The sequence below is a fragment of the Streptomyces sp. NPDC001410 genome (assembly GCF_042895235.1).
GTDB lineage: Bacteria > Actinomycetota > Actinomycetes > Streptomycetales > Streptomycetaceae > Streptomyces.
Map to the genome: position 1 here is coordinate 215,089 of NZ_JBIAWE010000015.1, position 21,104 is coordinate 236,192.

Below are 21,104 nucleotides of genomic sequence, written 5' to 3' on the forward strand. Positions count from 1 at the left end.
GAACTCGCCTCCGCCGCGACAGAAGTCAGCTTGTCGCGCGCTCCGCGAGGGTGTACGACACCGAGCGCTCCCGCTTGTGACGTCGGATCCGCCCCTTCGCGACGAGTGACTCGAGGGTGTTGCGCACGACCTGCGGGGTGGGCGAGCGGTCCGGGTGCCGCTCCATCAGCTCGTCGCGCAGGTCCTTGGCCGACCGCGGCTCGTCGTGGCTACCGAGCAGTTCGATGAGGGCATCTCCGAGCAGAGGCTGCCGCGGCGTCCCCGTCTCGGCGGCCCTCGCCCTGGTGGTGGCGGGTCGTTGCTGTGCCTGCTCGGGAAGGGGAGCGGGATTCGCCTCTTCATACCGCTCGGCGAGCGTCAGGATGTCCATCAGGAGGGCTTCCTCCTGCTCCAACATCTTGATCTTCTCGGCCAGTTCACGCTGTCGACGGCGGTTCTCCGCCAGATCCGACACGGCTTGTTCGACGTACCGCGCTCGGAGCGAGGCGGCTGATCGGCTGGTCACAACCGTTCACTCCCCAGTGAGTGCCAGATGACGCTGCGCATCGTACCTACGTGACGTCAGCCCTACGCGACGTCAGCTCTTCCCGCCGTGCCGGCGGGCCCGGTACGCGGCGGCCTTGACCCTGTTGCCGCACGTCCTCATGGCGCACCAGTCCCGTCGGTGGCCTCGTGAGCGATCGAGGTAGACCTGGGTGCACTCGGGACGGGCGCACTCGCGCAACAGCGCCGCCTCGTCACCCCCGATGATCTCGACGGTCTCACGGGCGAGGGCGGCGAGTCCCTGAACAGCCGTGCCGGTACGGGTCGCACCGTCGGGACCGAGCCGCAAGGTCACGGGGAGACCCGCCGCGTGCAGGTTCACCTCGGCGACCGCCTCGGCCGGCAGTGGCCGCCGCTCGATCCGGGCCGCGACCAGGGAGTAGATCGCCTCACGCAGCTCCAGGGCGAGGGCGAGGTCGGCCTCGCTCGCCCCGGGCGCCAGACCGAGCATCCCGGACTCCAGGAACCAGTCGTCGAGCAGCTCGGGGGAGGCGAGCTTCTCCATCGGCTCGTCGTTGCGCCGCGCGCGCAGCGTGCCGACGAAGTCCAGGGGAAGCGTCCCGCAGGGGAAAGCGTGATTCACGTAACCATACTGATGGGTGACTCACGGATACGCAATAGCCTACCCGTGACAACGCTTCCGCGAGTCACCCGCTTGACCAGTTACACCACATGTGAACGCAGAGTGCGCCTTCTCAGAAGGCGGAGTTGGCGAACCAGTGGGCCAGCAGCTGCTCGTCACCCTCGTGAGCGAGGGCCTCTGACTCGTAGGACAGCCGGCCGTAGACGAGCAGGAGCAGGTCGGCCGCGGTTCCCTCGACGGTCGCATCAACGGCGGCCGCGGCCGGGTGGGCCGTGTCGAGCCCGAAGCCGTCGGGCCGCAGTCGGACGACCCAGGCATCGTCCCCGTCGGTCGCACGGAAGCGGATGGTCCTGTCGGGGCCGCGCAGGTCGGCCACCTTGGGGGCGAAGAAGCCGGCGAAGGGCAGATTGACGAGGAACTCGTCGATCCCGTCGACCGCGACCGGGCGGTCGATCGCGGGCCGGAGACCGAGTGCGAACTCGGCGTCGGTTCGGTGCAGCAGGGTCTCGAAGAGCATCCGGCGGGCCCAGAACCGGGCGTACTGGTCGGCGCCCCATGCCCACATCGGCAGGTCCGGGTCGGTGGCCGCGAAGGCGTCCGCGGCCACGGTCGCGCTCTCGGCCAGCCAGTCGGCGTATCCGTCCTCCTGGTCCGGGAGCCGAAGGTCCACCTCACGGGTGCGCGGGGGTTCCTGGATACGCGCCCGCAGCAGGACCGAGAACCAGCGCTGGACGCTGCCGGTGTGCTTGACCAGGTCGGCCAGCGTCCAGCCCGGACAGCTCGGCACCGCTGTGGCCAGGTCGGCGTCCTTGACCGCCGCGACGAACCGGGCGGTCTCCGACGCGACCGCCGCGCGGTGATCGACCGAGGTGAAACCGGGCTCGTGCCCGGTGTGGTCAGACGTCTTCATCGTGACTTGCCTTTCGGGGAAACCGCGGGTTCAACCGGACGGTCGGCCGATGACGGCCTTGTCGTGGCTGAACCCGTCGTTGGACGCAGGTGCTGTGCCGGCTGCCCTTACGCAGGGCCGGCGGCGGTGCATGAAGCACGGTCACACGAGCTCGGCGTCGGCTTCCGTCTCTGCGATCCCCGCCGTCCCGGAGTCGGCGACCTTCTTCGACACGGGCGTACGAGGCGCATGTGCCGACTTGATTCCGAGGAGGGACACGGCGACCACCAGGCCGAAGGCCACGCCGGCGATCACGAAGCTCGTCGTGAACTGGCTCTCCTGGGGCAGAGCGGGCGCTCCGGCCGGAAGCGGGATGGTCTTCGACGCCAGGAGTGAGGTGATCACCGCGCTGGCGACGGCGCTGCCGACCGAGCGGGAGATGGAGTTGATGCCGTTGGCGATGCCGGACTGGTGGGCGGGGACGCTGGCGACGATGAGCGCCGGCATGGCTGCATAGCCGAAGCTGATCGCCAGACCGATGACCATGCCCGCGCCGATCACCGAGGCGGTCGTATCGTGCGCGACGCTCAGCCAGGTGAAGCCGAGCACTCCGAAGCAGGCCCCGGCGGCCAGGGTGAAGCGCGCGCCGAGCCGGCGCACCAGTACGCCGCCGAACTGGGCGCCTGCGAGCGAAACGAGTGTGGTCGGAAGCAGATACACCACGGACGCTTCGAGCACGGAGGCGCCGAAGCCGTAGCCCGCGATCTTCTCCGGCACCTGGACGAGGTAGGAGACGCCGATGAACTGGGCGAACATCGCGAACCCCAGCAACAACCCGGCCAGGTTGGTGAAGAGAACGGGCCGGTGGGCGAACATCTTCATGTCCACCATCGGTTCCCCGACCCGGCTCTCGGTGACGACCCACACCACCGCCATGACGACCGCCCCGGCGAAGGAGCCGAGCGTACGGCCGGACGTCCATCCCCACTCGTGCCCCTGCGAGATGGGCAGAAGCAGCAGCACCAGCAGCGTCGCCAGAGTGCCCGCGCCCAGCCAGTCCGTCCGGCCTCCCGTCGTCGTCCGGGAAGCGGGCACCGTGAACAGCACTCCCGCCAGCGCCACCGTCGCGAGCACCACCGCGAGCCAGAAGACCCGGTGGTAGTCGGGGTCGGAGCCGCGGGTGAGAAGCCCCGCGCCGACCAGCGCGAGCCCGCTGCCGAACGCGAGCGTGCCACTGACCAGGGCCATGGCACCGTGCAGCTTCTCCGGCTTGATCTCCTCGCGCAGGATGGAGAGCGCGAGCGGGAAGATCGCGGTCGCCGCTCCCTGCATCACGCGGCCGACGATCAGCCACGTCAGCGAGGTGGTGGTGGCGGCGAGCACCGAGCCCGCGATCATCACGAGCAGAACGCCCACGAGGGTGGGCTTCTTGCCGTGCTGGTCGCCGAAGCGGCCGAGCAGCGGGGTGAAGACGGCGGCCGACAGGAGCGTGGCGGTGGTCACCCAGCTGACGTTCGCCGTGGTGGCGTGCAGGTCGCTCTGGATGATGCCCAGGATCGGGACGACCAGGGTCTGCATCATCGAGACGACCATCGCGGCAAGGCCTAGCACCAGGACGACCGCAGTGTCCGCCGAGCGCCGTCCGGCCGCCGTGTGCTGTTCGTGAGACACGGAATCTCTTCCCTCAGTGAGACTTCGACGAACTACTTCAGAACATCGAAGCTTGAGAACTTCAAGTAATGGGAGAGACCGTAGCCGTCAATATTTGAGATCGTCAAGTTTCCGGGGGTAAGGTGCCCGGCATGACGGCACTCCCCCGCGCCACCCCCGCACAGCTCATGGAGCTGCTCTCCGTGTCGCTGGCTGCCTACTACGGCGACTTCACGGTCGCCGCCGCGAGCGAGAACCTCACGCCCAGCCAGGGCAAGACACTCAATGTGCTGCGCCGGGGGCCCGCCTCCATGAGCGTGCTGGCCACCACGCTGACCTGCGACGCCTCCAACATGACCGGGATCATCGACCGGTTGGAGAAGCGCGGCTTGGTGCGCCGCGAGCCCAGCCCCTCCGATCGGCGCGTCAAGAACGTCCTCCTCACCGCGGAGGGCGAGCAGGTCATCGACGTGATCCGCGGGAAGATGAACAACACGCTGGCCGGCCTGAACAGGCTCAGCCAGCAGGAGCAGGACACCCTGTACGCGCTGCTGGAGCGCGCCTTCACCGCGCAGGCCGCGGCTGCCTGACCCGGCGGCTCACCAGGGACGGCGAGCCGCCGAGTACCTCCGCCCCTCCTCAGGCGCCGTCAGGCTTGCCCGGACCGGGGACCTTACGGAAACGGAACGGCTCCGGGTCGCGGCCGGGCTGGATGAACCAGCACTCCCCGGTGCCGTCTCCGGTGACGATCCGCAGCACCGTGTCCGCCACGACCTGCGCCGGGATGACCGGCAGTCCCTGCTCGGAGAGCATGTCGCGCAGCGGATCGATGATCCGCGACTCGGCGAAGCCGGGGCAGACGGCGTTGAAGCGCACGTTCTCCGGCGCAAGAGCCGGCCCCAGCGAGCGGGTAAGTCCTACGACCGCATGCTTGTTGGCGGCGTACAGGGGATCGAGCGGTACGGCCGCCAGGCCCGCCAGGGACGCCGTCGCCACGATCGTGCCTCCACCGCGGGCCCGCAGCGCCGGCAGCACCGCATGGGTGCCGAAGACCACGCCGTCGAGGTTGGCCCCCATCGCGCGACGGTAGCGCGCCAGGTCGAAGTCCTCGCCGAGGCCGCATCCGGTCGCCACCCCGGCGTTGAGCAACGCGATGTCGACACCGCCGCACTGCTCCTGGGCGAACTCCACCAGCGCGCGGTTGGCGTCGGGGTCGGAGACGTCACAGGCGCGGAAATGGCCGCCCACCATCTCGGCCACCTCGCGGCCGCCCTCGGCGTCGAGGTCCGCGACGACCACGCGCGCCCCCGCCTTCGCCAGCGCCAGTGCCGTGGCCCGGCCCAGTCCGCTGGCACCGCCGGTGACGACGGCCACCTTGCCCTGAAGCGCGGCACCGTCCGTCTGTCCCGCCCGTGCGGCGGCGTCGCTCTCGACGGCGGTCATGACAGCTCCAGGACGAGCTTGCCGACGTTCTCCCCGCGGAAGAGCATCCCCAACGTCTCGGGGAAGTCGTCCACGCTTCCCCTCACCACGTGTTCCTTGACCTTGATGCGGCCGGCTCCGATCCAGGCGGAGATGTCCTGCGCGGCCTGCGCGTAGCGCTTGGCGTAGTCGAAGACGACGAAGCCCTCCATGCGGGCGCGGCGCACCAGCAGCGTGAGGTAGTTGGAGGGGCCCTTGACCGGCGTGGCGTTGTTGTACTGGCTGATCGCACCGCAGACCACGACGCGCGCGTGCATCGCCAGTCGTGTCAGGGCGGCGTCGAGGATGTCACCTCCGACGTTGTCGAAGTAGACGTCGATGCCGTCGGGGGCCTCCCGGCGCAGCGCCTTCCTGACGTCCTCGGCGCGGTAGTCGATCGCCGCGTCGAACCCCAGTTCGTCGGTGAGCATGGCGCACTTCTCCGGCCCTCCGGCGATGCCCACGACCCGGCAGCCCTTGGCCTTCGCGATCTGACCGGCGATGGTACCGACCGCACCGGCCGCACCCGACACCACGACGGTCTCTCCGTCCTTCAGCGCCCCGACGTCCAGCAGGCCGAAGTAGGCGGTCATGCCGGGCATGCCCAGCGCGCCGAGATACGTCGAGGGCGGGGCGAGGGAGGTGTCGATCTTCATGGCCCCCTTGCCGTCGGAGACCACGTACTCCTGGACGCCGAACGTGCCGACCACGTGGTCGCCCGGCTGGAAGTCGGGATGGTTGGACGCGGTGACCTCGATGACCGATCCGGCGCGCATCACCTCGCCGATGCCCACCGGCGGCAGGTAGGAGGGACGGTCGTCCAGCCAGCCCCGCATCGCCGGGTCCAGGGAGATGACGCGCGTCCGGCCCGCGAACCGGCCCGGACCGGGCTCGTCGACGAGTCCTGAACAGTGCTCCCAGTCATCGGGTTTGACCTCACCCACGGGGCGGGCTGCCAGACGGATCTGGCGGTTGGTCGCAGACATGACGCCTCCTGTCGTTCACGGCTTCGCCGCAGGGTACCGACCGGTAGGTATGTCGGAGCGTGTGATGTTCGCCACGCGCTGGGCTGCGAGGCGGGGTGGCGAGCCGAACGGACTGTCGTTCACCCGACCCCGAAACGTGACCCACAGTGGGCTTATGGGCATCCCAACCAGTCGGTATTGTGCGCCGCCACAGCCACCCCCTCCCCGTCCACCTCCACGGATCCGAGCCGCAGCGGAAGGCCATGCGATGACATTCGCCGACGAGAACCGGTACCCGCCAGCAGAACCGGGGTGGCCGCCCCGCATCGAGCCCCAGGGGTACGCACCCAACGCCCCTCGGTACGAGTCGTACGGGCAAACCCCTTGGGACGCACCGTACGGGCAGACCCCCTGGAACGCGCCCTACGGGCAGGCCCCTTGGGGCGATCCGTACGCGCACGAGGCTCATCGGCGCAGTGCCGACCTCGCCGCCCTGCGCTCGGCCTACCGCCTGCTCCGCCGGATCTCCACGCTCACGGCGCTCGGCTCCTTCGTGGTGTACGTCGTGCTGTCCTGTTACGCGCCCGGCCTGATGGGGGCCAGGATCGCCGGAGAGCTGAGCCTGGGCATGGCCCTGGGGGTCCTTCAGCTCGTCGTCACCTTCGCGGCGGTCTCCTGGTACGGACGCAGCGCACGACGCTCGGTGGACCCCTTGGCCCGCGCCGTCAGAGAGCGGGCGGTCCCCGTCGGCCGGAACACGGGGATGGCGAGATGACCGACTTCAGCACCGGAACGCAGGCCACGGTCCTGATCCTGTTCACCACGCTGGTCACCGTCACGCTGCTGATGTGCGTGATGGCGGGACCGGACCGCGACGACCTGACGAACTTCTACACCGGCTACCGCTCGCTCACCCCGTTCAAGAACGGCCTCGCGATCGCCGGCGACTACATCTCCGCGGCCACGGTGCTGAGCACCACGGGCATCATCGCGCTCGCCGGATACGACGGGTACGTCCTCGCGGTCAGCACGGCCCTGTCCCTGGTGCTGCTGATGTTCCTGCTGGCCGAACCCCTGCGCAACGCCGGCCGGTTCACCATGGGCGATGTCCTGGCCCGCAACATGCCCGGACGGGCCGTGCGTGTCGCGGCCTGCGTGGTGACCCTGTCGGCGACCCTGCCCTTCCTGGTCGTCCAGCTCTCCGGCGCCGGGTCACTGCTCACCTTCATCCTGAACATCCCGCACGTGGCGGGCGCCAGGACGGCGTGCATCGTCATCGTCGGCAGCCTGATGATCCTTTACGCGGCGCTCGGCGGTATGCGGGGCACCGCACTCATTCAGATGATCAAGATCGTGATCCTGCTCGGCACCAGCGTCGTCGTCGCCGCTCTGGTGCTGCACCGCTTCGACTGGAACCCCGGCGAGGTGCTCAGGGCGGCCCAGCACGGCAGCGGTGCAGGCCCCGCCTTCCTCCAGCAGGGCCTTCAGTTGGGCACCTCGGCCGCTGACCGGCTGGACTTCGCCAGTCTCCAGATCACCGTGATCCTCGGCGCTGCCTGTCTGCCCCACATCACCATGCGTCTGTACTCCGCGCAGGACGTGCCGGCCGTGCGTCGCTCCATGTCGTGGGCGGTGGGCACGGTCACCACGTTCTGCCTGCTCGTAATCATCATGGGTACGGGGGCGGCGGCGCTGGTGGGGTCGCGGTACATCACCATGGCCGACCCGCACGGCAGGACGTCGGTACTCATGCTGTCGCAGGTGCTCGGCGGGGCCTCCGCCTCCGCAGGCGCGACGATTCTCTACTCGGCCGTGGCGGGCATGGTGTTCATCACCCTGCTGTCGTCGGTCGCGGGGATGACCCTGGCCGCGGCCTCGTCGCTCGCCCACGACCTGTTCGCCCATGCGGCGCGGCGGGAACAGGCCGAGCCGCGTACGGAGATGACGGTGGCGGCATGGACGAGCGTGGCCGTGGGAACCGTCGCCATCGTGCTCGCCACCCTGGTCCAGAACTGGGACGTCGGCGTGCTGACCACCCTGGCCATCTGCATCGGGGCATCGGCGGTGGCACCCGCGCTCACCTACTCCCTGTTCTGGCGGGGATTCACGCGCACCGGCCTGCTCGCCACCCTCTACGGCGGCGCGGCCTGCGCGCTGCTGCTCATGGCACTCTCCAAGGCCGTTTCGGGCACGCCGTCCGCCGTCTTCCCGAACGCCGACTTCGACCTGTTCCCCATGCAGTCCACCGGACTGGTCTCCATCCCGTTCGGCTACCTGGCGGGATGGCTGGGCAGCCGATGGGACCACCGGCGCCGCCCCGCCGTCAGCCACGAGAACCAGCGGCTGTACGAGGAGAGCGAGGCCCGGCTGCTCGCCGCAGCCGAATGACCATGTCGGCGGAGGCGGACTGCACGAACGGCCTCGGTGCCGGCGCTGTGGTCCGCCAGGGGCCCAAGTCCCGTCGCGCGGTGCAAGCCTAGGGAAACCCGGTGGGAGCTGCGGCCTCGCCCGCCGTGCCATGAGCAGGTCCTGCCGGGCCTCCCGGCGGTGTCTCCAGCTCGCGTGCCGCCAAGGCCCAGCTGAGTTCCACCGCGGTGTCCGGAGCGTCCAGGCTGGTGCCGGTGAGCTGCTCGAATCGGCGCAGCCGGTAGCGGACGGTGTTGACATGGACGTGTGCGCTGCGAGCGACTTCGCGGATGTGCCGTCCGCTCTCCAGGTATGCCCGCACCGACTCCTCGACGAGCGCACCGAACTCCCCCTCCGCCTCCAGTGGGCGCAGATAGCGGTCGAGCAGCAACTCGGCGAGTTCCGGTTCGGCGACGACCGCCACGCGCCAGGACAGGTCGCTCAGGTCGTACACGCCGCGCAGACGGTACGCGCGGGCTGCTTGCAGCAGCCTGCCGGCGGCGCGGAAGGAATGGTGAACCTCGGCGAGGTCGGTCGGTGGGCCCAGCCCCGCCGTCACCTCCAGGTCACCGGTCTCCGGCTTTGCCTCGACGACTCCGGCGACAGCCTCGTCCAGCACGGTGAGCAGCGCGCCTCGGCCGTTCCTGCGGCCGAGGGACTCCAGGGAGCGTTCCAGCGCCTCCGGACCGACGTTGCCGTTCGGTACAGCTGTGATGGCCCGGTACGGCCGCGACAGGTCCAGTCCGTAGATCGCCGCACCGCTGTGGATCTCCGCCGCGCTCAGCGTCCCGTAGAGCAGTCCCCGCAGGAAGTCGGCGCGGCGGCGGGCGTCGGACAGGGCGGAGGCGACCTCGGCCTGCCGGTGGACGGCAGCGATCTGCAGGCTCGCGACGTCCGCGAGCTCCCACAGGCACTTGGTGCGGTCGACGATGAGGCCGGGGTCCAGCCCGCGTTGGGTCGCCTCGGCGAGGAACAGATCCCGTATCGCGCTCAGCGCCCGCCGGAAGGCGCGGAGTCCGTCGCTGAGCGGCACGCCGCGGGCGGCCCGGTCCCGGGCCACATCGGCTTCGTCGAAATCCTCCGGCGCGGGCACCGTCCCCGCTCTCACCACCGCGAGAGCCCGCTGGAAGTGCCGATGCCAGATCCGGTCCAGGAGTTCTGGCGGAACCGCGCGGTAGGACGGGATGTGGTCCGCCAGATCCATGTGCAACCGCCCGCCCACGTGCGTCTGCTGCGCGGCCATCGCGGCGATGACCTCTTCGAGGGACGCTGCCGCGCCCGACTGTCCGCCCATGGGCCTCACCTCCGCCCCTCCGGCACCGGCCGTTGTGCGACTGAACAATATGCCGCCCTCCGGCCTTGGCCGAGGAGCCGTCGACAACCCGCCGCGCCCGAAAGCACAGTGGCAAGGCGGCAAAGGGTGCCCGTGTCGACGCGCACGCGACGAGGCGCCGATCGACCGTGCTCAGAGCCGCCCTCGTGCTACCGCCCCACCCGACGAAGAGTGCGGAGACCACCATGACCGAAGAGCACCATCACCGCCCCCACCACGCGGCCCCGGACACCGGCCCGCGCCTCGCGCCACTGTCCGAGGACGGATGGGACCCGTTCACCCGGGAGCTGCTCGCCCCGATTCCCCGGGACGCCGACGGCCACCTCGCCAACGTCTTCACCACCTTGGTGCGGCATCCCGCCCTCTTCCGGCACTTCCTGCCGTTCGGCAGCTATCTGCTGCGCGAGGGCCGTCTTCCGGACCGGATCCGGGAACTGCTGATCCTGCGCACCGCGTGCAACACCCGGGCCGGTTACGAGTGGGGACGGCATGTACCGCTGGCCAGGGCCGCCGGGGTCACCGACGAGGAGATCGAGAGGGTCGGCGCGGGCCCGGACGCCAAGGGGTGGACGCCGGCCGACGCCCGTCTGCTGCGCGCCGCCGACGAACTGCACCGGGACGCACGCCTGTCCGCAGCCACCTGGTCCGCACTCGCCGCCGACCACGACGAGGCACAGCTGATCGAAATCACCATGCTCGTCGGTCAGTACCACATGGTCGCGTTCTTCCTGAACTCCGCCGGTACCCGGCTCGAGCCCGGCTACGAAACGGAGACCCTGCCCGGACCCACCGGGCCCGGCGCGGACGCGGCGAAGGGGGCACACGCCGATGCCTGAGCCCCGGCACACCATGACCCACCCGGTCGGCCTCCTGGTCGGCCGGAACGTACTGGTCGTCGGAGCGGGCACTCGCCCCAGCGACGATCCGAAGGCCCCAGTGGGCAACGGGCGGGCGGTGGCCGTGCTCGCCGCCCGCGAGGGAGCCTCCGTGGCCTGCGCCGACGTCTCCCCCTCCGCCGCGGCGGCCACTGCCGCCCTGGTCGGTGAGGAGGGCGCCCGTGGCCTGCCGGTGGTCGGTGACGCCGCGGATCCCGGCCAGTCCTCGGCCATGGTCGCCGAAGCCCTCCGCGAACTCGGCTCGCTCGACGCGATCGTGGTCAACGTCGGGATCGGCCTCGGCGCGGGCCTGGCGGAGACCTCACCGCAGCAGTGGGAACGTGTGCTTTCGCTCAACCTGAGCGCACCGTTCTTCGCCGCCAAGTACGGACTGCCCGCGATCGCCGACGGAGGATCGATCGTCTTCGTCGGTTCCGTGGCCGGACTGCGCGCGGCCACCGACTCGCCCGCCTACGACAGTTCCAAGGCAGGCCTGTTCGGTCTCACCCGCCATGTCGCCAAGGAGGGTGCGCCGCGCGGGATCCGCGCCAACCTGGTCGTCCCCGGCCTGATCGACACCCCGATGGGCCGCGAGGCCTCGGCCCGACGGGCGTCGCGTTCCGTCTCGTTCACGCGCATCCCGCTCGGCCGCCAGGGCACCGCCTGGGAGGTGGCCGAAGCCGTCACCTTCCTGCTCTGCGACCGCGCCTCCTACATCACCGGGCAGAGCCTGGTGGTGGACGGAGGGCTGAACGCCGTCTGAGCACCTAGACGCCTGTCCGCACGGTGCCGACGGGGCGGGGGCGGTCCCCAGGGTCAGGGCATCGACCGGGACCGCCCCCGCCGGCTCACTTCGCCAGCGGGCCGAACTCCTTGCGGGTGTCCACCGGCTTGCCGAACAGCTGCCACCGCTCGCCCTTGAACCGCATCAGCTGCATCGTTTCGAGCGGGAAGGCGTCGCCGTGGCCCGTGGACAGGGTGACACCCGGCAGCAGCAGCCCCACCTTCACGTCCTTCAGGTTACGCACGGCGTCCCGCAGCCCTTCCCTGGTCGGGCACTTCATCGCGTCCAGGGCCTTGTGCAGGCTGGAGGCGACGGCCCAGCCGTAGGCGTTGAACTGGTTGGCCGGGTCGGCGTCGGGGGTGTACTTGTGAAGGGCGTTCCTGTAGGTCTTCATCTCGGGGTCGTTCGCCCAGTGCGGGTCGGCGGGGTCCTTGAAGTACGTCGCCGAGACCACGCCCTGCACGTTCTTGAACCCGACGGGCTGGAGCACGGCGGCTGACGAAGCCACGTTGTTCACGATGTGCAGCGGGTTCCACTTGGTGTTCTTGGCGTCGGCGGCGAGGGCCTGGCTGCCGAACTTGGGGGTGGTGACGTCCAGCAGCACGTCCGCCTTGGAGCGGGAGAGGCTCGCCATCTGCGCCGACACGGACGGATCGGTGACCTCGTAGCTCTCCTCGGCGACCACCTTGATGCCGCTGCCGGCGACGGCCTTCTTGAACCCGCCGAGCAGGTCCTTGCCGAAGTCGTCGTTCTGGTAGAGGACCGCGACCTTGGCCTTGTGCCGCTCGTCCTTGAGGTACTTGGCGTACACCCTGGCCTCGGCCACGTAGTTGGGCTGCCACCCGATGGTCCAGGGATGCTTGGTGTCCGTGCCCCAGACGGAAGCACCCGTGGCGACGAAGGGCTGCGGCACCTTCTGCTTGTCGAGGTAGTCCCACACAGCCGCCGTGGATGGAGTGCCCAGGGTCTGGAACACGGCGAAGACCTTCTCCTGCTCGACGAGTCTGCGGGCCTCCTCGACCGCCTTGGGCGGCTGGTAGCCGTCGTCGCGGACGATGAACTGCACCTTGCGGCCGTCTATACCGCCCTTGTCGTTGACGTACTTGAAGTAGGCGGCCACGCCCTTGCTGATCGTGCCGTACGCGGAGGCAGGTCCAGACAGCGGATAGATCCCACCCAGCTTGATGGTCTTGTCGGTGATGCCGGTGGTCTGCTGGCCCTTGCACGCCCCACCGGCGGTGGTGGACTGGTCGTCCTGCCCTCGCTGGCTGCTGCAGGCGGTGGCGGTGAGCAGGGCGGCGGTCGCGGCCGCAGCCGCCCGCAGAGCGGTCGTCTTGCGCATGTGGTTCATTCCTTTTCCGTGCGGGGCGGTGCGCCCACGGGTTCGGCGTCGACACCTGCGGGGTCCGCAGGAGTGAGGGTCGTTGCGGGTCGGGATCCTGCCGGGGATTTCCGTTCCGCATCGGGTGCGGAGTCCGCCTCGGACACGGAATCCGCCTCAGGCACGGAGTCCGCCTCGGGTGTCCGGTCGAGGGCGGCGATGGTGCGGGGCAGGCGACGGGCGACAGCGCCCAGGACACGGCCCGGCAGACCTGCCAGTCCCGTCGGGGCCACGAACATCACCGTGATGATCAGCAGGCCGAACACGACTCCCGGTGCGGCCTCGCTGAGGTCCTGGGACACGCTCGGCACGTACATCACGAACGCCGCGCCCAGCAGGGGGCCGTACAACGAGGCGAGCCCTCCGACCACCAGGCCGGCCAGCAGGGTGATGGACAGAACGAAGCTGAAGGAGTCGGGCGAGACGAAGCCGATCACCCAGGTGTACAGACACCCGGCGACACCCGCGAACATCGCGCTCCACGCGAAGGCGAGAGCCTTGTGCAGCGACAGCCGCACGCCCATGACCTCGGCGGCGCTCTCGTTGTCCCGCACGGCGAGCAGTGCCCGGCCGACCCGGGACCGCAGCAGGTTGCGGGCGAGCAGCAGGGCCACCGCGGTGACGGCGAGGACGACGAAGTACATCCACTGGTCCTCGGCCAGCCCGCTCCACGCGGGCGGCTGCAGCTTGTCCACGGTCAGGCCCATGGATCCGCCCGTCACCGGTTCGAGCCGTTTGAGCAGGGGCGGCAGGAACACCGCGAACGAGAGGGTGACCAGGGCCAGGTACAGCCCGCGCAGCCGCAGGGCGGGCACTCCGAACCCGAGGCCCAGCAGGAAGCATCCGGCGGCCGCGACCGGCAGCGTGGCCAGGTGGCCGGTGTCGTACCGGTCGAGCATGACCGCCGCCGTGTAGGCCCCCGCCGCGAAGAACGCGCCGTGCCCGAGCGATATCTGCCCGCCGAATCCGACCAGCAGGTTCAGCCCGGCCAGCGCCACGGCGTACAGGAGCACCATGGTCAGCTGGAAGACCTGGAAGGGGGCGAAGTAGAAGGGTGCTCCGACGGCGACCGCCCCCGCAAGCAGGACAGTGAGCGCGGCCCGCAGCCGCCGGGCCCGGTCGGTGCCGAGCGCCGTTGTGATGGTGTTCATGCGCGCTCCACCGCCGCCCGTCCGAACAGGCCCTGGGGGCGCACCAGCAGCACCGCCAGAATGATCACGAGGGGGACGCCCACCTTCAGATCGGCACCGATCACGTCCACGTACGCCCCGGTCAGGGTCTCGGCGACGCCCACGAACAGGCCGCCGACGACCGCGCCCACCGGGCTGTCGAAGCCCCCAAGGGTGGCCGCGGCGAACGCGTAGATGAGCACCCCACCCATCATGTTGGGCTCCAGGAACAGCACCGGGGCGACGAGCACGCCCGACACCGCGCCGACCGCCGCGGCCAGCCCCCAGCCGAGCATCAGCACCCGTCCCACCCGGATGCCCGACAGCCGGGCGGAGGAGGGGTTGCAGGCGACCGCCCGCATCACGAGGCCGACGGAGGTGTGCTGGAACAGCAGGTAGAGCAGGCCCATCACGACGGCCACCACGCCGAGGATCCCGAGTGTCGACCAGTCCACGCGCACCCCGACCAGGTCGAGCCCGCCGTCGGGGAACGGCTGCGGGAAGTCCTTCACGGTGAACGACCAGACCAGGCCGGCCATCGCGTTGACGAAGATGAACAGGCCGACCGTCACGATGACCACCGTCAGCTCGGGCGCGCTCTGCACGGGGCGGATGACGATCCGCTCGACCAGCATGCCGCCGGCGAAGGACACCGCGAGGGTGACCGGCAGCGCCAGCCAGAACGGCATCCCGGACGCCACCAGTTGCCAGGCGACGTACGTGGAGAGCATGGCCAGCTCGCCCTGCGCGAAGTTGACGATCCCCGTGAACCGATGGATCAGCACCAGTGCCAGCGCCAGGCTGGCGTACACCGCCCCGGAGCCCAGTCCTTCCACCACTTGCTGGAGAAGATCGGTCACGGCACTCACCCGGCTTTCCCGGAGAGGACGGAGACACCGAGGTACACCTCGGCGACCTGCCCGTCCTCGCGGATCCGGTCAGCCGGTCCGGACAGCACCAGGCGGCCGGCCTCCAATACGTGGGCCCGGTGCGCGATGTCCAGCGCTAGCTGGGCGTTCTGCTCGACGACGACCACGGTGGTGCGTTCCTCCTCGTTGACGGCACGGACGATCTCGAACAGCTCGCGAGTGACCAGCGGCGCCAGGCCCAGGGACGGCTCGTCCAGGAGCAGCAGCGAGGGCCGCAGCATCAGCGCCCTGCCGATGGCGAGCATCTGCTGCTCCCCGCCACTGAGGCTGCCGGCGGCCTGACGCGACCGCTCGCGCAGTTTGGGGAAGTAGTCGTAGATCCGTTGCAGGTCGGCCGCCACGGCCGCACGCTCGGCGCGGCCCCGCCACCGGGGGCCGGTGCGCAGGTGGGCGCCGATGCGCAGGTTCTCTTCGACAGTCAGGTCGTTGAAGGTGCCCCGGCCCTCGGGGACGTGCGCAACGCCCAGCCTGGCGGCCTGTTCGGGCGAGCGGCCCAGCAGTTCCGTGCCGTTCAGGGTGACCGAGCCGCGGCCGCGGACCATGCCGCTCACCGCCCGCAGCGTCGTGGTCTTGCCCGCGCCGTTGGGTCCGAGGATCGCGCACACCTCACCGCGGGCGACGGAGAAGTCGAGGCCCTGGAGCACCCGGGCCTGGCCGTATCCGGCGTGCAGGCCGCAGACCTTCAGGAAGTCCGGCTCCGCGCTAGCCGCGGCCTGGGTGCGGTTGGCAGTGGGCTCGCTCATGCGGCCGCCCCCAGGTACGCCTCGACGACCGCCGGGTCGCGCTGGATCTCCTCCGGCGTGCCCTCGGCGATCTTGCGGCCGAAGTCGAGGCAGACCACCTTGTCGCACAGGCCCATCACGAACCCCATGTGGTGTTCGACCACCACGAGCGTGAGGTCGAACTCCCGGCGCACCGACCGGACCAGATCCGCGAATTGGCCGACCTCGCCGTGGCTGAGCCCGTTGACGGGTTCGTCGAGCAGGAGCAGCCGGGGCCGTACCGCGAGTGCCCGGGCGAGTTCGACGCGTTTGAGCGTGCCGAACGGCAGCCCACAGGCGGGGTGGTCGGCGACGTCCGCCAGGCCGAGCCGCCGTAGCAAGTCGTCCGCCTGGTCACATAGTTCCCTCTCCTCCCGCCGGACGCGGGGCAGCCGGAGCGCCGCGGCGAGGTGTCCGGTGTGCCCCCGGCTGTGGGCGCCGACCATGACGTTCTCCCGGACCGTGAGCCGCGGGAACAGGCCCAGGTTCTGGAAGGTGCGGGCGATGCCGCGCCCGGCCACGGCGTGCGGGGGGAGGGCCAGCAGGTCCTCGTCCTCGAATCGCACGTCTCCCCCGTCGGGAGTGCAGCGCCTGGTGAGGCAGTTGAACAAAGTGGTCTTGCCGGCTCCGTTCGGACCGATGAGCCCTACGGCGGTGCCCGGCTCGACGGTGAACGCGACACCGTCCAGTGCCGTGATCCCGCCGAAGCGCACGGTGATACCGTCGACCGCGAGCATGAGTGACGCCCCTTCCGACGTGCTGGGGGGTGGGCGAGCGTCACAGTAGGTGGGGGCGTTCCAGACACACATTGGGTGTGAGCACCCAACTTGCAGGTCACCGAATTGTGCGCCGCGCACAGGTGCCGGGAGATGTCTCACGCCGAGCCTGTTGACGGAGCACGAGGCGGACGGCGACGATCGGCGCCATGCCTCGCGGTCCTGCCCTGGACACCCCTCGACTCTCCGAACCCCTCCGCCGGGAGCGGTGGCGGATCCTGCACGCCGTCCACGACCGGGTCGAGGAGGTGGCGGAGACCGCCGTCGAGGTGATGCGCGCGGAGATCCCGTCGTACGCGCTGCAGGACGAACGGTTCTTCGACGACGTACGGGGCCAGGTGCTCGAGCACTACCGGATTCAGTTGGCGGCGGTGGCCGGCGACCGGGACATCGCCCCCGAGGACCTGGTCTTCAGCCGCGCGGCGGCGATGCGCAGAGCGCGCGCGGGATTCGCCCTGGAGGACTGGATCAGTGCCTTCCGGGTCGGCCGGCAGGTGCTGTGGGACGCGCTGCTGGAGTGCGCGGGCGCGTCCGCCGAGGCCCAGCAGGCCGCGCTGTCCCTCGTGACCCCGCTGATGCGGTACATGGACTACGCCGCCACCCACGCCGCGCAGGCATACGTCGAGTACCAGCAGCATGTGGTGGCGGACGCGGACCGGGAGCGGCGGGATCTCCTGGACCAGCTCCTGGCAGGTGTGGCACCGTCGCGCGGTCCGCTGTTCGCCGCGGCCCAGGCGTACGGCATCGGATCGCGCTCGCCGATGATGGCGGTGGTGGCCGTCTGCGTCGGTGACATGCGCTCGGGGGACCACGCCTCGGCCGAGAACGGGTATGCCACCAGCGTGTCGATCAGCGTCGCCGGGCCCTGGGCCGGCAGGACTCTGGTCGTCGTGCGCCACGGCGAGGTGGTGGCCGTGCCCGTGCTCCGGGCAGGCATGGACGCGGACGACATCTGCGCCCACTTCGAGGCCTTGCAGGAGCGGCTCGCGCGGCAGGGCACCATGCTCTGCATGGGCATCAGCACGGTCGCCCGGGGCGCGTCCGAACTGCCGCGCGCGTACGAGGAGGCGCGGGCCGCCCTCGACCTGGTGCCGAGCGGGGGCGGGGTGGCGGCGCTGCCCCGGCTGTCCCCGTTCGACTACCTGGCGCTGCGCGCCGACGACCTCGCCCGCCAGCTGGTCGATCCCCGGGTGCGGGTGCTGCTGGAGGAGGACCGCAGGCGTGGCGACACGCTGGCCGCCACCATACGGGCCTTCGCGGAGGCGGATCTCAATCTGCGGCTGGCCGCCGACCGGCTGCGGGTGCACCACAACACGGCGCACTACCGGTTGCGCCGGATCGAGGAACGCACCGGCCGCAATCCGCGCCGGATCGCCGACCTCCTGGAACTGCTGGTCGCCCTCGCCATCCGCGACGGCGCCGGGGAAGGTGAGGATTGCCAGTGAGCGGCACCGTGGAGTCCGCCGGGACCGAGGCGGCACGTCAGCAGCCGGGCGGGCAAGGGGGGATGTGCCTGCCGGAGGGGCTCGCCGGGCAGAGCCGAACGGTCCGGCGTGCGCTGCTGGACGCCGCGCTGGCGGTGTTCACCGAGCGCGGTTACACCGACGCCGGCCTCACCGAGATCGCGGCGCGCTCCGGCATCCCGGTGGGCGCCCTCTTCCAGCACTACGGCGGAAAGCGCGGCATTTACCTCACCCTTTGGGAGGAGTTCCGGGAGGAACAGGAGCGCCGGACCGCGGCCACACTGGCCTCCGAGCGAAGGCGTGGTGTGGACGACCCCGTCGCCCTCTTCGTGGCGGGAGCCAGGGCGTACCTGGAGGGTGCCTGGGACAATCGGCGGCTCGGCAGACTCTTTGTGGAGGACGACAGCCCCGCGGGCTTCGACGCGCTGCGCCGCCAGTGGGACCGCGCATGGGTACGGCGCAACGCCCGGCTGCTGGAGGTGGACGAGCGGCAACGCGCGGGCCGGGTTCGGGTGAGCGTGCTGACCACCGTCATCGGTGGGGCGGCGCGCGAGCTGGGTGACTGCGGGGACGAGACGGAGGCCCGGGAGATCGTGGACGAGGTGTGCGGCATCCTGATCCATCTGTCGTCGCCGTCCGGCTGAGCGGCCCGGCGCATGGCTGGGGCAACGCTGACGGCCACAGCCCGACGACGGCTGAGCCCGATCCGGTCGAGGACAGGCGCAGGCGGCCTGGCGAAGTCGACGCCGAGGGCTTTGAAGAAGCGATTCACCGCCCGGCGTCGATTCCGACGATGTCCGGCGCTAGGTCCTGTCGTCAAACTCCCGTCGTCCGCCCGAAGGGCGGGCCGCGCGGCGTCAGGTGCGTGCTCTGGGGGTACCCCCTGCTCGCAGAGCTTGGGGGAGTGCCGGGCCCTGACCCTCGTACTGGATGTACTTGGGGCAGGGCCCGGTGCGGCGAGTGGGGGTACCCCCTGCTCGAAGAGCTTGGGGGAGCGTGCATGGCGTCGCGCGGCAGACGAGAGTTTGACGACAGGGCCTAGAAGCCGATGCCGGCTCCTCGTCTGAACGGGAGCGCGTCGCCGAGGAGCTGGCCGCCGTCGATCACCATCGTCTCGCCGGTGATCCAACTCGCGGCGTCAGAGACGAGAAAGGCGACCGCCGAGGCAATGTCGGCAGGCTCCCCGATGCGTCCGAGTGCCGTTGCTGCGGAGACGGCCTGCTCGTGCTCCTTCCACAGAGCCTCGGCCAGCTTCGTGCGCACCACACCCGGTGCCACCGCGTTGACGCGGACCTTCGGCGAGAGTTCCAGGGCCAGTTGCTTCGTGAGGTGGATCAGTGCGGCCTTCGACGCGTTGTACAGACCGATGTTCGCCTCGAAGGCCATGCCGCCGACCGACGCGGTGTTCACTACCGCGCCGCCGTGCTCGCCCATCCAGGCCCGCGTGGCCAGACCCGTCCACAGGACGGGAGCCCACAGGTTCACGTCGAAGGTCTTGGCGAACCGGCCGTGGTCCTGCTCGATGACCGGCCCGAAGGCCGGGTTCGTCCCCGCGTTGTTGACGAGTATGTCCAGGCTTCCGAAGCGATCGAGCGTCAGATCGACACAGCGCCGGGCCGCCTCTTCGTCGACCGCGTGCGCACCGACGCCGACCGCTGTACCGCTGACCTGGGCCGCGGCGGCGTCCGCCGCCTCCTGTGACCGGGAGGTGAGGACGACGTTTCCGCCGGCGGCGGCGATGGCCTGGGCGATCGCCAGCCCGATACCGCGCGAGGCACCCGTGACGACGGCGGTGCGACCGGTGAGATCCAGTCCTGCCATGTCAGCTCACCTCGGCCTTGTGGTCGCCGCGGTTGCCCGTGCCGCTGACAGCCGCGGTGGCCCCGTCGCGATACTGCCGCAGTTCATGTCTGGCGATGGCGCGCTTGTGGACCTCGTCGGGACCGTCCGCGAGCCGCAGTGTCCGCAGCTGCGCGTACATCATCGCCAACGGGAAGTCCTCGGTCACTCCTGCCGCCCCGTGCACCTGGATCGCGCGGTCGATGATCTTCAACGCGATGTTCGGGGCGGCCACCTTGATGGCCGCGATCTCGGTGCGCGCTTCCTTGTTCCCGACCGTGTCCATCAGGTACGCGGCCTTGAGCGTGAGCAGGCGGATCATCTCGATGTCGATGCGCGCTTCCGCGATCCAGTCCTGGATGTTGGACCGTTCGGCGACCGGACTGCCGAAGGTCACCCGGGACTGCGCGCGCCGGCACATCAGCTCCAGCGCGCGCTCGGCCGCGCCGATGGCCCGCATGCAGTGGTGGATACGACCGGGCCCGAGCCGGGCCTGGCTGATCGCGAAACCCTCTCCCTCGCCCTTGAGGAGGTCCTTGGCCGGCACCCGTACGTCGGTGAAGTCGATTTCGGCGTGTCCCTCACGGTCCTGGTAGCCGAACACCGGCAGGCCGCGCATCACGGTGATCCCGGGGGCGTCGATCGGGACGACCATCATCGACTGCTGCCGGTGTGGGGCAGCGGTGGGATCCGTCTTCCCCATGACGATGAGCACCTTGCAGTTGCGGTGCAGGGCATTGGACGCGAACCACTTGCGGCCGTTGAGCACGTACTCGTCACCGTCGCGCTCCATCCGCAACTCGATATTGGTGGCGTCGGAACTGGCGACACGCGGCTCGGTCATGGCGAAGGCCGAGGCCATCGTGCCGTCGAGCAGAGGCTTGAGGTACTTCTCCTTGTGCTCGTCGCTGCCGAACAGCGTGAGCACCTCCATGTTGCCGGTGTCAGGAGCGTTGCAGTTGCACGCTTCGGAGGCGATGTGACTGCGCCCCATGATCTCCGCCAGCGGCGCGTACTCGAGGTTCGTCAGCCCCGGCCCCCACTCCGGGTGCGGGTGAAAGAGGTTCCACAGCCCGCGCCGCCGCGCCTCCGCCTTGAGTTCCTCAAGGATCGGCGGATGGAAGTGCGGGTCACCGGACGCGCGCATCTGCTCGTGGTACACCGACTCGGCGGGGTAGATATGCGAGTCCATGAACTCCACCAGATCCGCCTGGTACTTCCTGGCGCGGTCCGACGTCTCAAACAGGGACATCTGCACTCCTGACGGGGGTAGGGAAGGAAAACTCGGTGGGCGCTT

General features: G+C 70.1%; 21 protein-coding genes. 7 read left to right on the forward strand and 14 right to left on the reverse strand.

Translation table 11 applies throughout. From position 1 onward, the window contains the following. Nucleotides 1-25 precede the first annotated feature (25 nt). The 4 genes from ACFY3C_RS30915 to ACFY3C_RS30930 form a co-directional block, all read right to left on the reverse strand. Nucleotides 26-505 carry a hypothetical protein gene (locus tag ACFY3C_RS30915; protein WP_386575316.1) on the reverse strand — a complete coding sequence of 160 codons (480 nt, stop codon included), beginning with the start codon at nucleotides 503-505 and terminating at the stop codon, nucleotides 26-28. Between the two features lie 72 nt (nucleotides 506-577). Next, nucleotides 578-1,126 (reverse strand): CGNR zinc finger domain-containing protein, encoded by a 549-nt coding sequence (locus tag ACFY3C_RS30920; RefSeq protein ID WP_390773105.1) that lies wholly within the window; start codon nucleotides 1,124-1,126, stop codon nucleotides 578-580. A 112-nt stretch (nucleotides 1,127-1,238) separates the two neighbouring features. Next, entirely contained in the window at nucleotides 1,239-2,036 is a 798-nt protein-coding gene (locus tag ACFY3C_RS30925) for a maleylpyruvate isomerase family mycothiol-dependent enzyme (protein WP_390773106.1), read from the reverse strand. A 141-nt stretch (nucleotides 2,037-2,177) separates the two neighbouring features. Continuing rightward, the gene (locus ACFY3C_RS30930) at nucleotides 2,178-3,686 is read right to left on the reverse strand and encodes an MFS transporter (RefSeq protein WP_390773107.1); all 1,509 of its coding nucleotides are present in this window, start codon (nucleotides 3,684-3,686) and stop codon (nucleotides 2,178-2,180) included. Between the two features lie 131 nt (nucleotides 3,687-3,817). On the opposite strand from ACFY3C_RS30930, the gene ACFY3C_RS30935 reads away from it, so the two are divergent. Continuing rightward, the gene (locus ACFY3C_RS30935) at nucleotides 3,818-4,255 is read left to right on the forward strand and encodes a MarR family winged helix-turn-helix transcriptional regulator (RefSeq protein ID WP_390773108.1); all 438 of its coding nucleotides are present in this window, start codon (nucleotides 3,818-3,820) and stop codon (nucleotides 4,253-4,255) included. 49 nt (nucleotides 4,256-4,304) lie between these two features. Here ACFY3C_RS30935 and ACFY3C_RS30940 read toward each other — a convergent pair whose 3' ends face one another. Both ACFY3C_RS30940 and ACFY3C_RS30945 read right to left on the reverse strand, forming a co-directional pair. Then, nucleotides 4,305-5,108, reverse strand: coding sequence for an SDR family NAD(P)-dependent oxidoreductase (locus tag ACFY3C_RS30940; RefSeq protein WP_390773109.1), 804 nt, complete (start codon nucleotides 5,106-5,108; stop codon nucleotides 4,305-4,307). Then, a complete protein-coding gene (locus ACFY3C_RS30945) occupies nucleotides 5,105-6,112 on the reverse strand; it encodes an NADP-dependent oxidoreductase (protein ID WP_390773110.1) in 1,008 nt (335 codons plus the stop codon). Before ACFY3C_RS30945 ends, ACFY3C_RS30940 begins: the two co-directional genes overlap by 4 nt. Nucleotides 6,113-6,359: 247 nt before the next feature. Here ACFY3C_RS30945 and ACFY3C_RS30950 point away from each other — a divergent pair, with 247 nt between their 5' ends. Both ACFY3C_RS30950 and ACFY3C_RS30955 read left to right on the forward strand, forming a co-directional pair. Next, nucleotides 6,360-6,866 (forward strand): DUF485 domain-containing protein, encoded by a 507-nt coding sequence (locus ACFY3C_RS30950; RefSeq protein WP_390773111.1) that lies wholly within the window; start codon nucleotides 6,360-6,362, stop codon nucleotides 6,864-6,866. Then, a complete protein-coding gene (locus tag ACFY3C_RS30955; RefSeq protein ID WP_386575308.1) occupies nucleotides 6,863-8,479 on the forward strand; it encodes a cation acetate symporter in 1,617 nt (538 codons plus the stop codon). Before ACFY3C_RS30950 ends, ACFY3C_RS30955 begins: the two co-directional genes overlap by 4 nt. Nucleotides 8,480-8,567: 88 nt before the next feature. On the opposite strand, the gene ACFY3C_RS30960 is transcribed toward ACFY3C_RS30955, so the two are convergent. Further along, complete coding sequence (locus ACFY3C_RS30960) at nucleotides 8,568-9,791, reverse strand: PucR family transcriptional regulator (protein ID WP_390773112.1); 1,224 nt, start codon at nucleotides 9,789-9,791, stop codon at nucleotides 8,568-8,570. 224 nt (nucleotides 9,792-10,015) lie between these two features. On the opposite strand from ACFY3C_RS30960, the gene ACFY3C_RS30965 reads away from it, so the two are divergent. Together ACFY3C_RS30965 and ACFY3C_RS30970 are read left to right on the forward strand one after the other, a co-directional pair. After that, the gene (locus ACFY3C_RS30965; protein WP_390773113.1) at nucleotides 10,016-10,666 is read left to right on the forward strand and encodes a carboxymuconolactone decarboxylase family protein; all 651 of its coding nucleotides are present in this window, start codon (nucleotides 10,016-10,018) and stop codon (nucleotides 10,664-10,666) included. Beyond that, a complete protein-coding gene (locus ACFY3C_RS30970; protein WP_390773114.1) occupies nucleotides 10,659-11,468 on the forward strand; it encodes an SDR family NAD(P)-dependent oxidoreductase in 810 nt (269 codons plus the stop codon). The genes ACFY3C_RS30965 and ACFY3C_RS30970 overlap by 8 nt, the downstream gene beginning before the upstream one ends. A gap of 85 nt (nucleotides 11,469-11,553) precedes the next feature. On the opposite strand, the gene ACFY3C_RS30975 is transcribed toward ACFY3C_RS30970, so the two are convergent. From ACFY3C_RS30975 to ACFY3C_RS30995, 5 genes are read right to left on the reverse strand one after another with little or no spacing between them, the layout of a single operon-like run. Next, nucleotides 11,554-12,831 carry an ABC transporter substrate-binding protein gene (locus ACFY3C_RS30975; protein ID WP_390773115.1) on the reverse strand — a complete coding sequence of 426 codons (1,278 nt, stop codon included), beginning with the start codon at nucleotides 12,829-12,831 and terminating at the stop codon, nucleotides 11,554-11,556. 5 nt (nucleotides 12,832-12,836) lie between these two features. Continuing rightward, on the reverse strand, nucleotides 12,837-14,021 hold the full coding sequence (locus ACFY3C_RS30980) for a branched-chain amino acid ABC transporter permease (RefSeq protein WP_390773116.1): 1,185 nt from the start codon (nucleotides 14,019-14,021) through the stop codon (nucleotides 12,837-12,839). Next, nucleotides 14,018-14,899, reverse strand: a complete 882-nt coding sequence (locus tag ACFY3C_RS30985; protein ID WP_386575304.1) for a branched-chain amino acid ABC transporter permease — start codon at nucleotides 14,897-14,899, stop codon at nucleotides 14,018-14,020. The genes ACFY3C_RS30980 and ACFY3C_RS30985 overlap by 4 nt, the downstream gene beginning before the upstream one ends. 5 nt (nucleotides 14,900-14,904) lie before the next feature. After that, the gene (locus tag ACFY3C_RS30990; protein ID WP_386575303.1) at nucleotides 14,905-15,711 is read right to left on the reverse strand and encodes an ABC transporter ATP-binding protein; all 807 of its coding nucleotides are present in this window, start codon (nucleotides 15,709-15,711) and stop codon (nucleotides 14,905-14,907) included. Beyond that, nucleotides 15,708-16,466: an ABC transporter ATP-binding protein gene (locus tag ACFY3C_RS30995; protein ID WP_386575302.1), complete on the reverse strand. Its 759-nt coding sequence runs from the start codon at nucleotides 16,464-16,466 to the stop codon at nucleotides 15,708-15,710. The genes ACFY3C_RS30990 and ACFY3C_RS30995 overlap by 4 nt, the downstream gene beginning before the upstream one ends. Before the next feature lie 188 nt (nucleotides 16,467-16,654). Between ACFY3C_RS30995 and ACFY3C_RS31000 the strand changes: the two genes are divergently transcribed. Together ACFY3C_RS31000 and ACFY3C_RS31005 are read left to right on the forward strand one after the other, a co-directional pair. Beyond that, nucleotides 16,655-17,950 (forward strand): PucR family transcriptional regulator, encoded by a 1,296-nt coding sequence (locus ACFY3C_RS31000; RefSeq protein ID WP_390773117.1) that lies wholly within the window; start codon nucleotides 16,655-16,657, stop codon nucleotides 17,948-17,950. Further along, nucleotides 17,947-18,612: a TetR/AcrR family transcriptional regulator gene (locus tag ACFY3C_RS31005; RefSeq protein WP_390773118.1), complete on the forward strand. Its 666-nt coding sequence runs from the start codon at nucleotides 17,947-17,949 to the stop codon at nucleotides 18,610-18,612. Before ACFY3C_RS31000 ends, ACFY3C_RS31005 begins: the two co-directional genes overlap by 4 nt. A 394-nt stretch (nucleotides 18,613-19,006) precedes the next feature. Here the strand turns inward: ACFY3C_RS31005 and ACFY3C_RS31010 are convergent, their stop codons facing one another. Both ACFY3C_RS31010 and ACFY3C_RS31015 read right to left on the reverse strand, forming a co-directional pair. Continuing rightward, on the reverse strand, nucleotides 19,007-19,789 hold the full coding sequence (locus tag ACFY3C_RS31010) for an SDR family oxidoreductase (protein ID WP_390773119.1): 783 nt from the start codon (nucleotides 19,787-19,789) through the stop codon (nucleotides 19,007-19,009). A gap of 1 nt (nucleotide 19,790) precedes the next feature. Beyond that, the gene (locus ACFY3C_RS31015) at nucleotides 19,791-21,059 is read right to left on the reverse strand and encodes an acyl-CoA dehydrogenase family protein (RefSeq protein ID WP_390773132.1); all 1,269 of its coding nucleotides are present in this window, start codon (nucleotides 21,057-21,059) and stop codon (nucleotides 19,791-19,793) included. Between the last annotated feature and the right edge of the window lie 45 nt (nucleotides 21,060-21,104).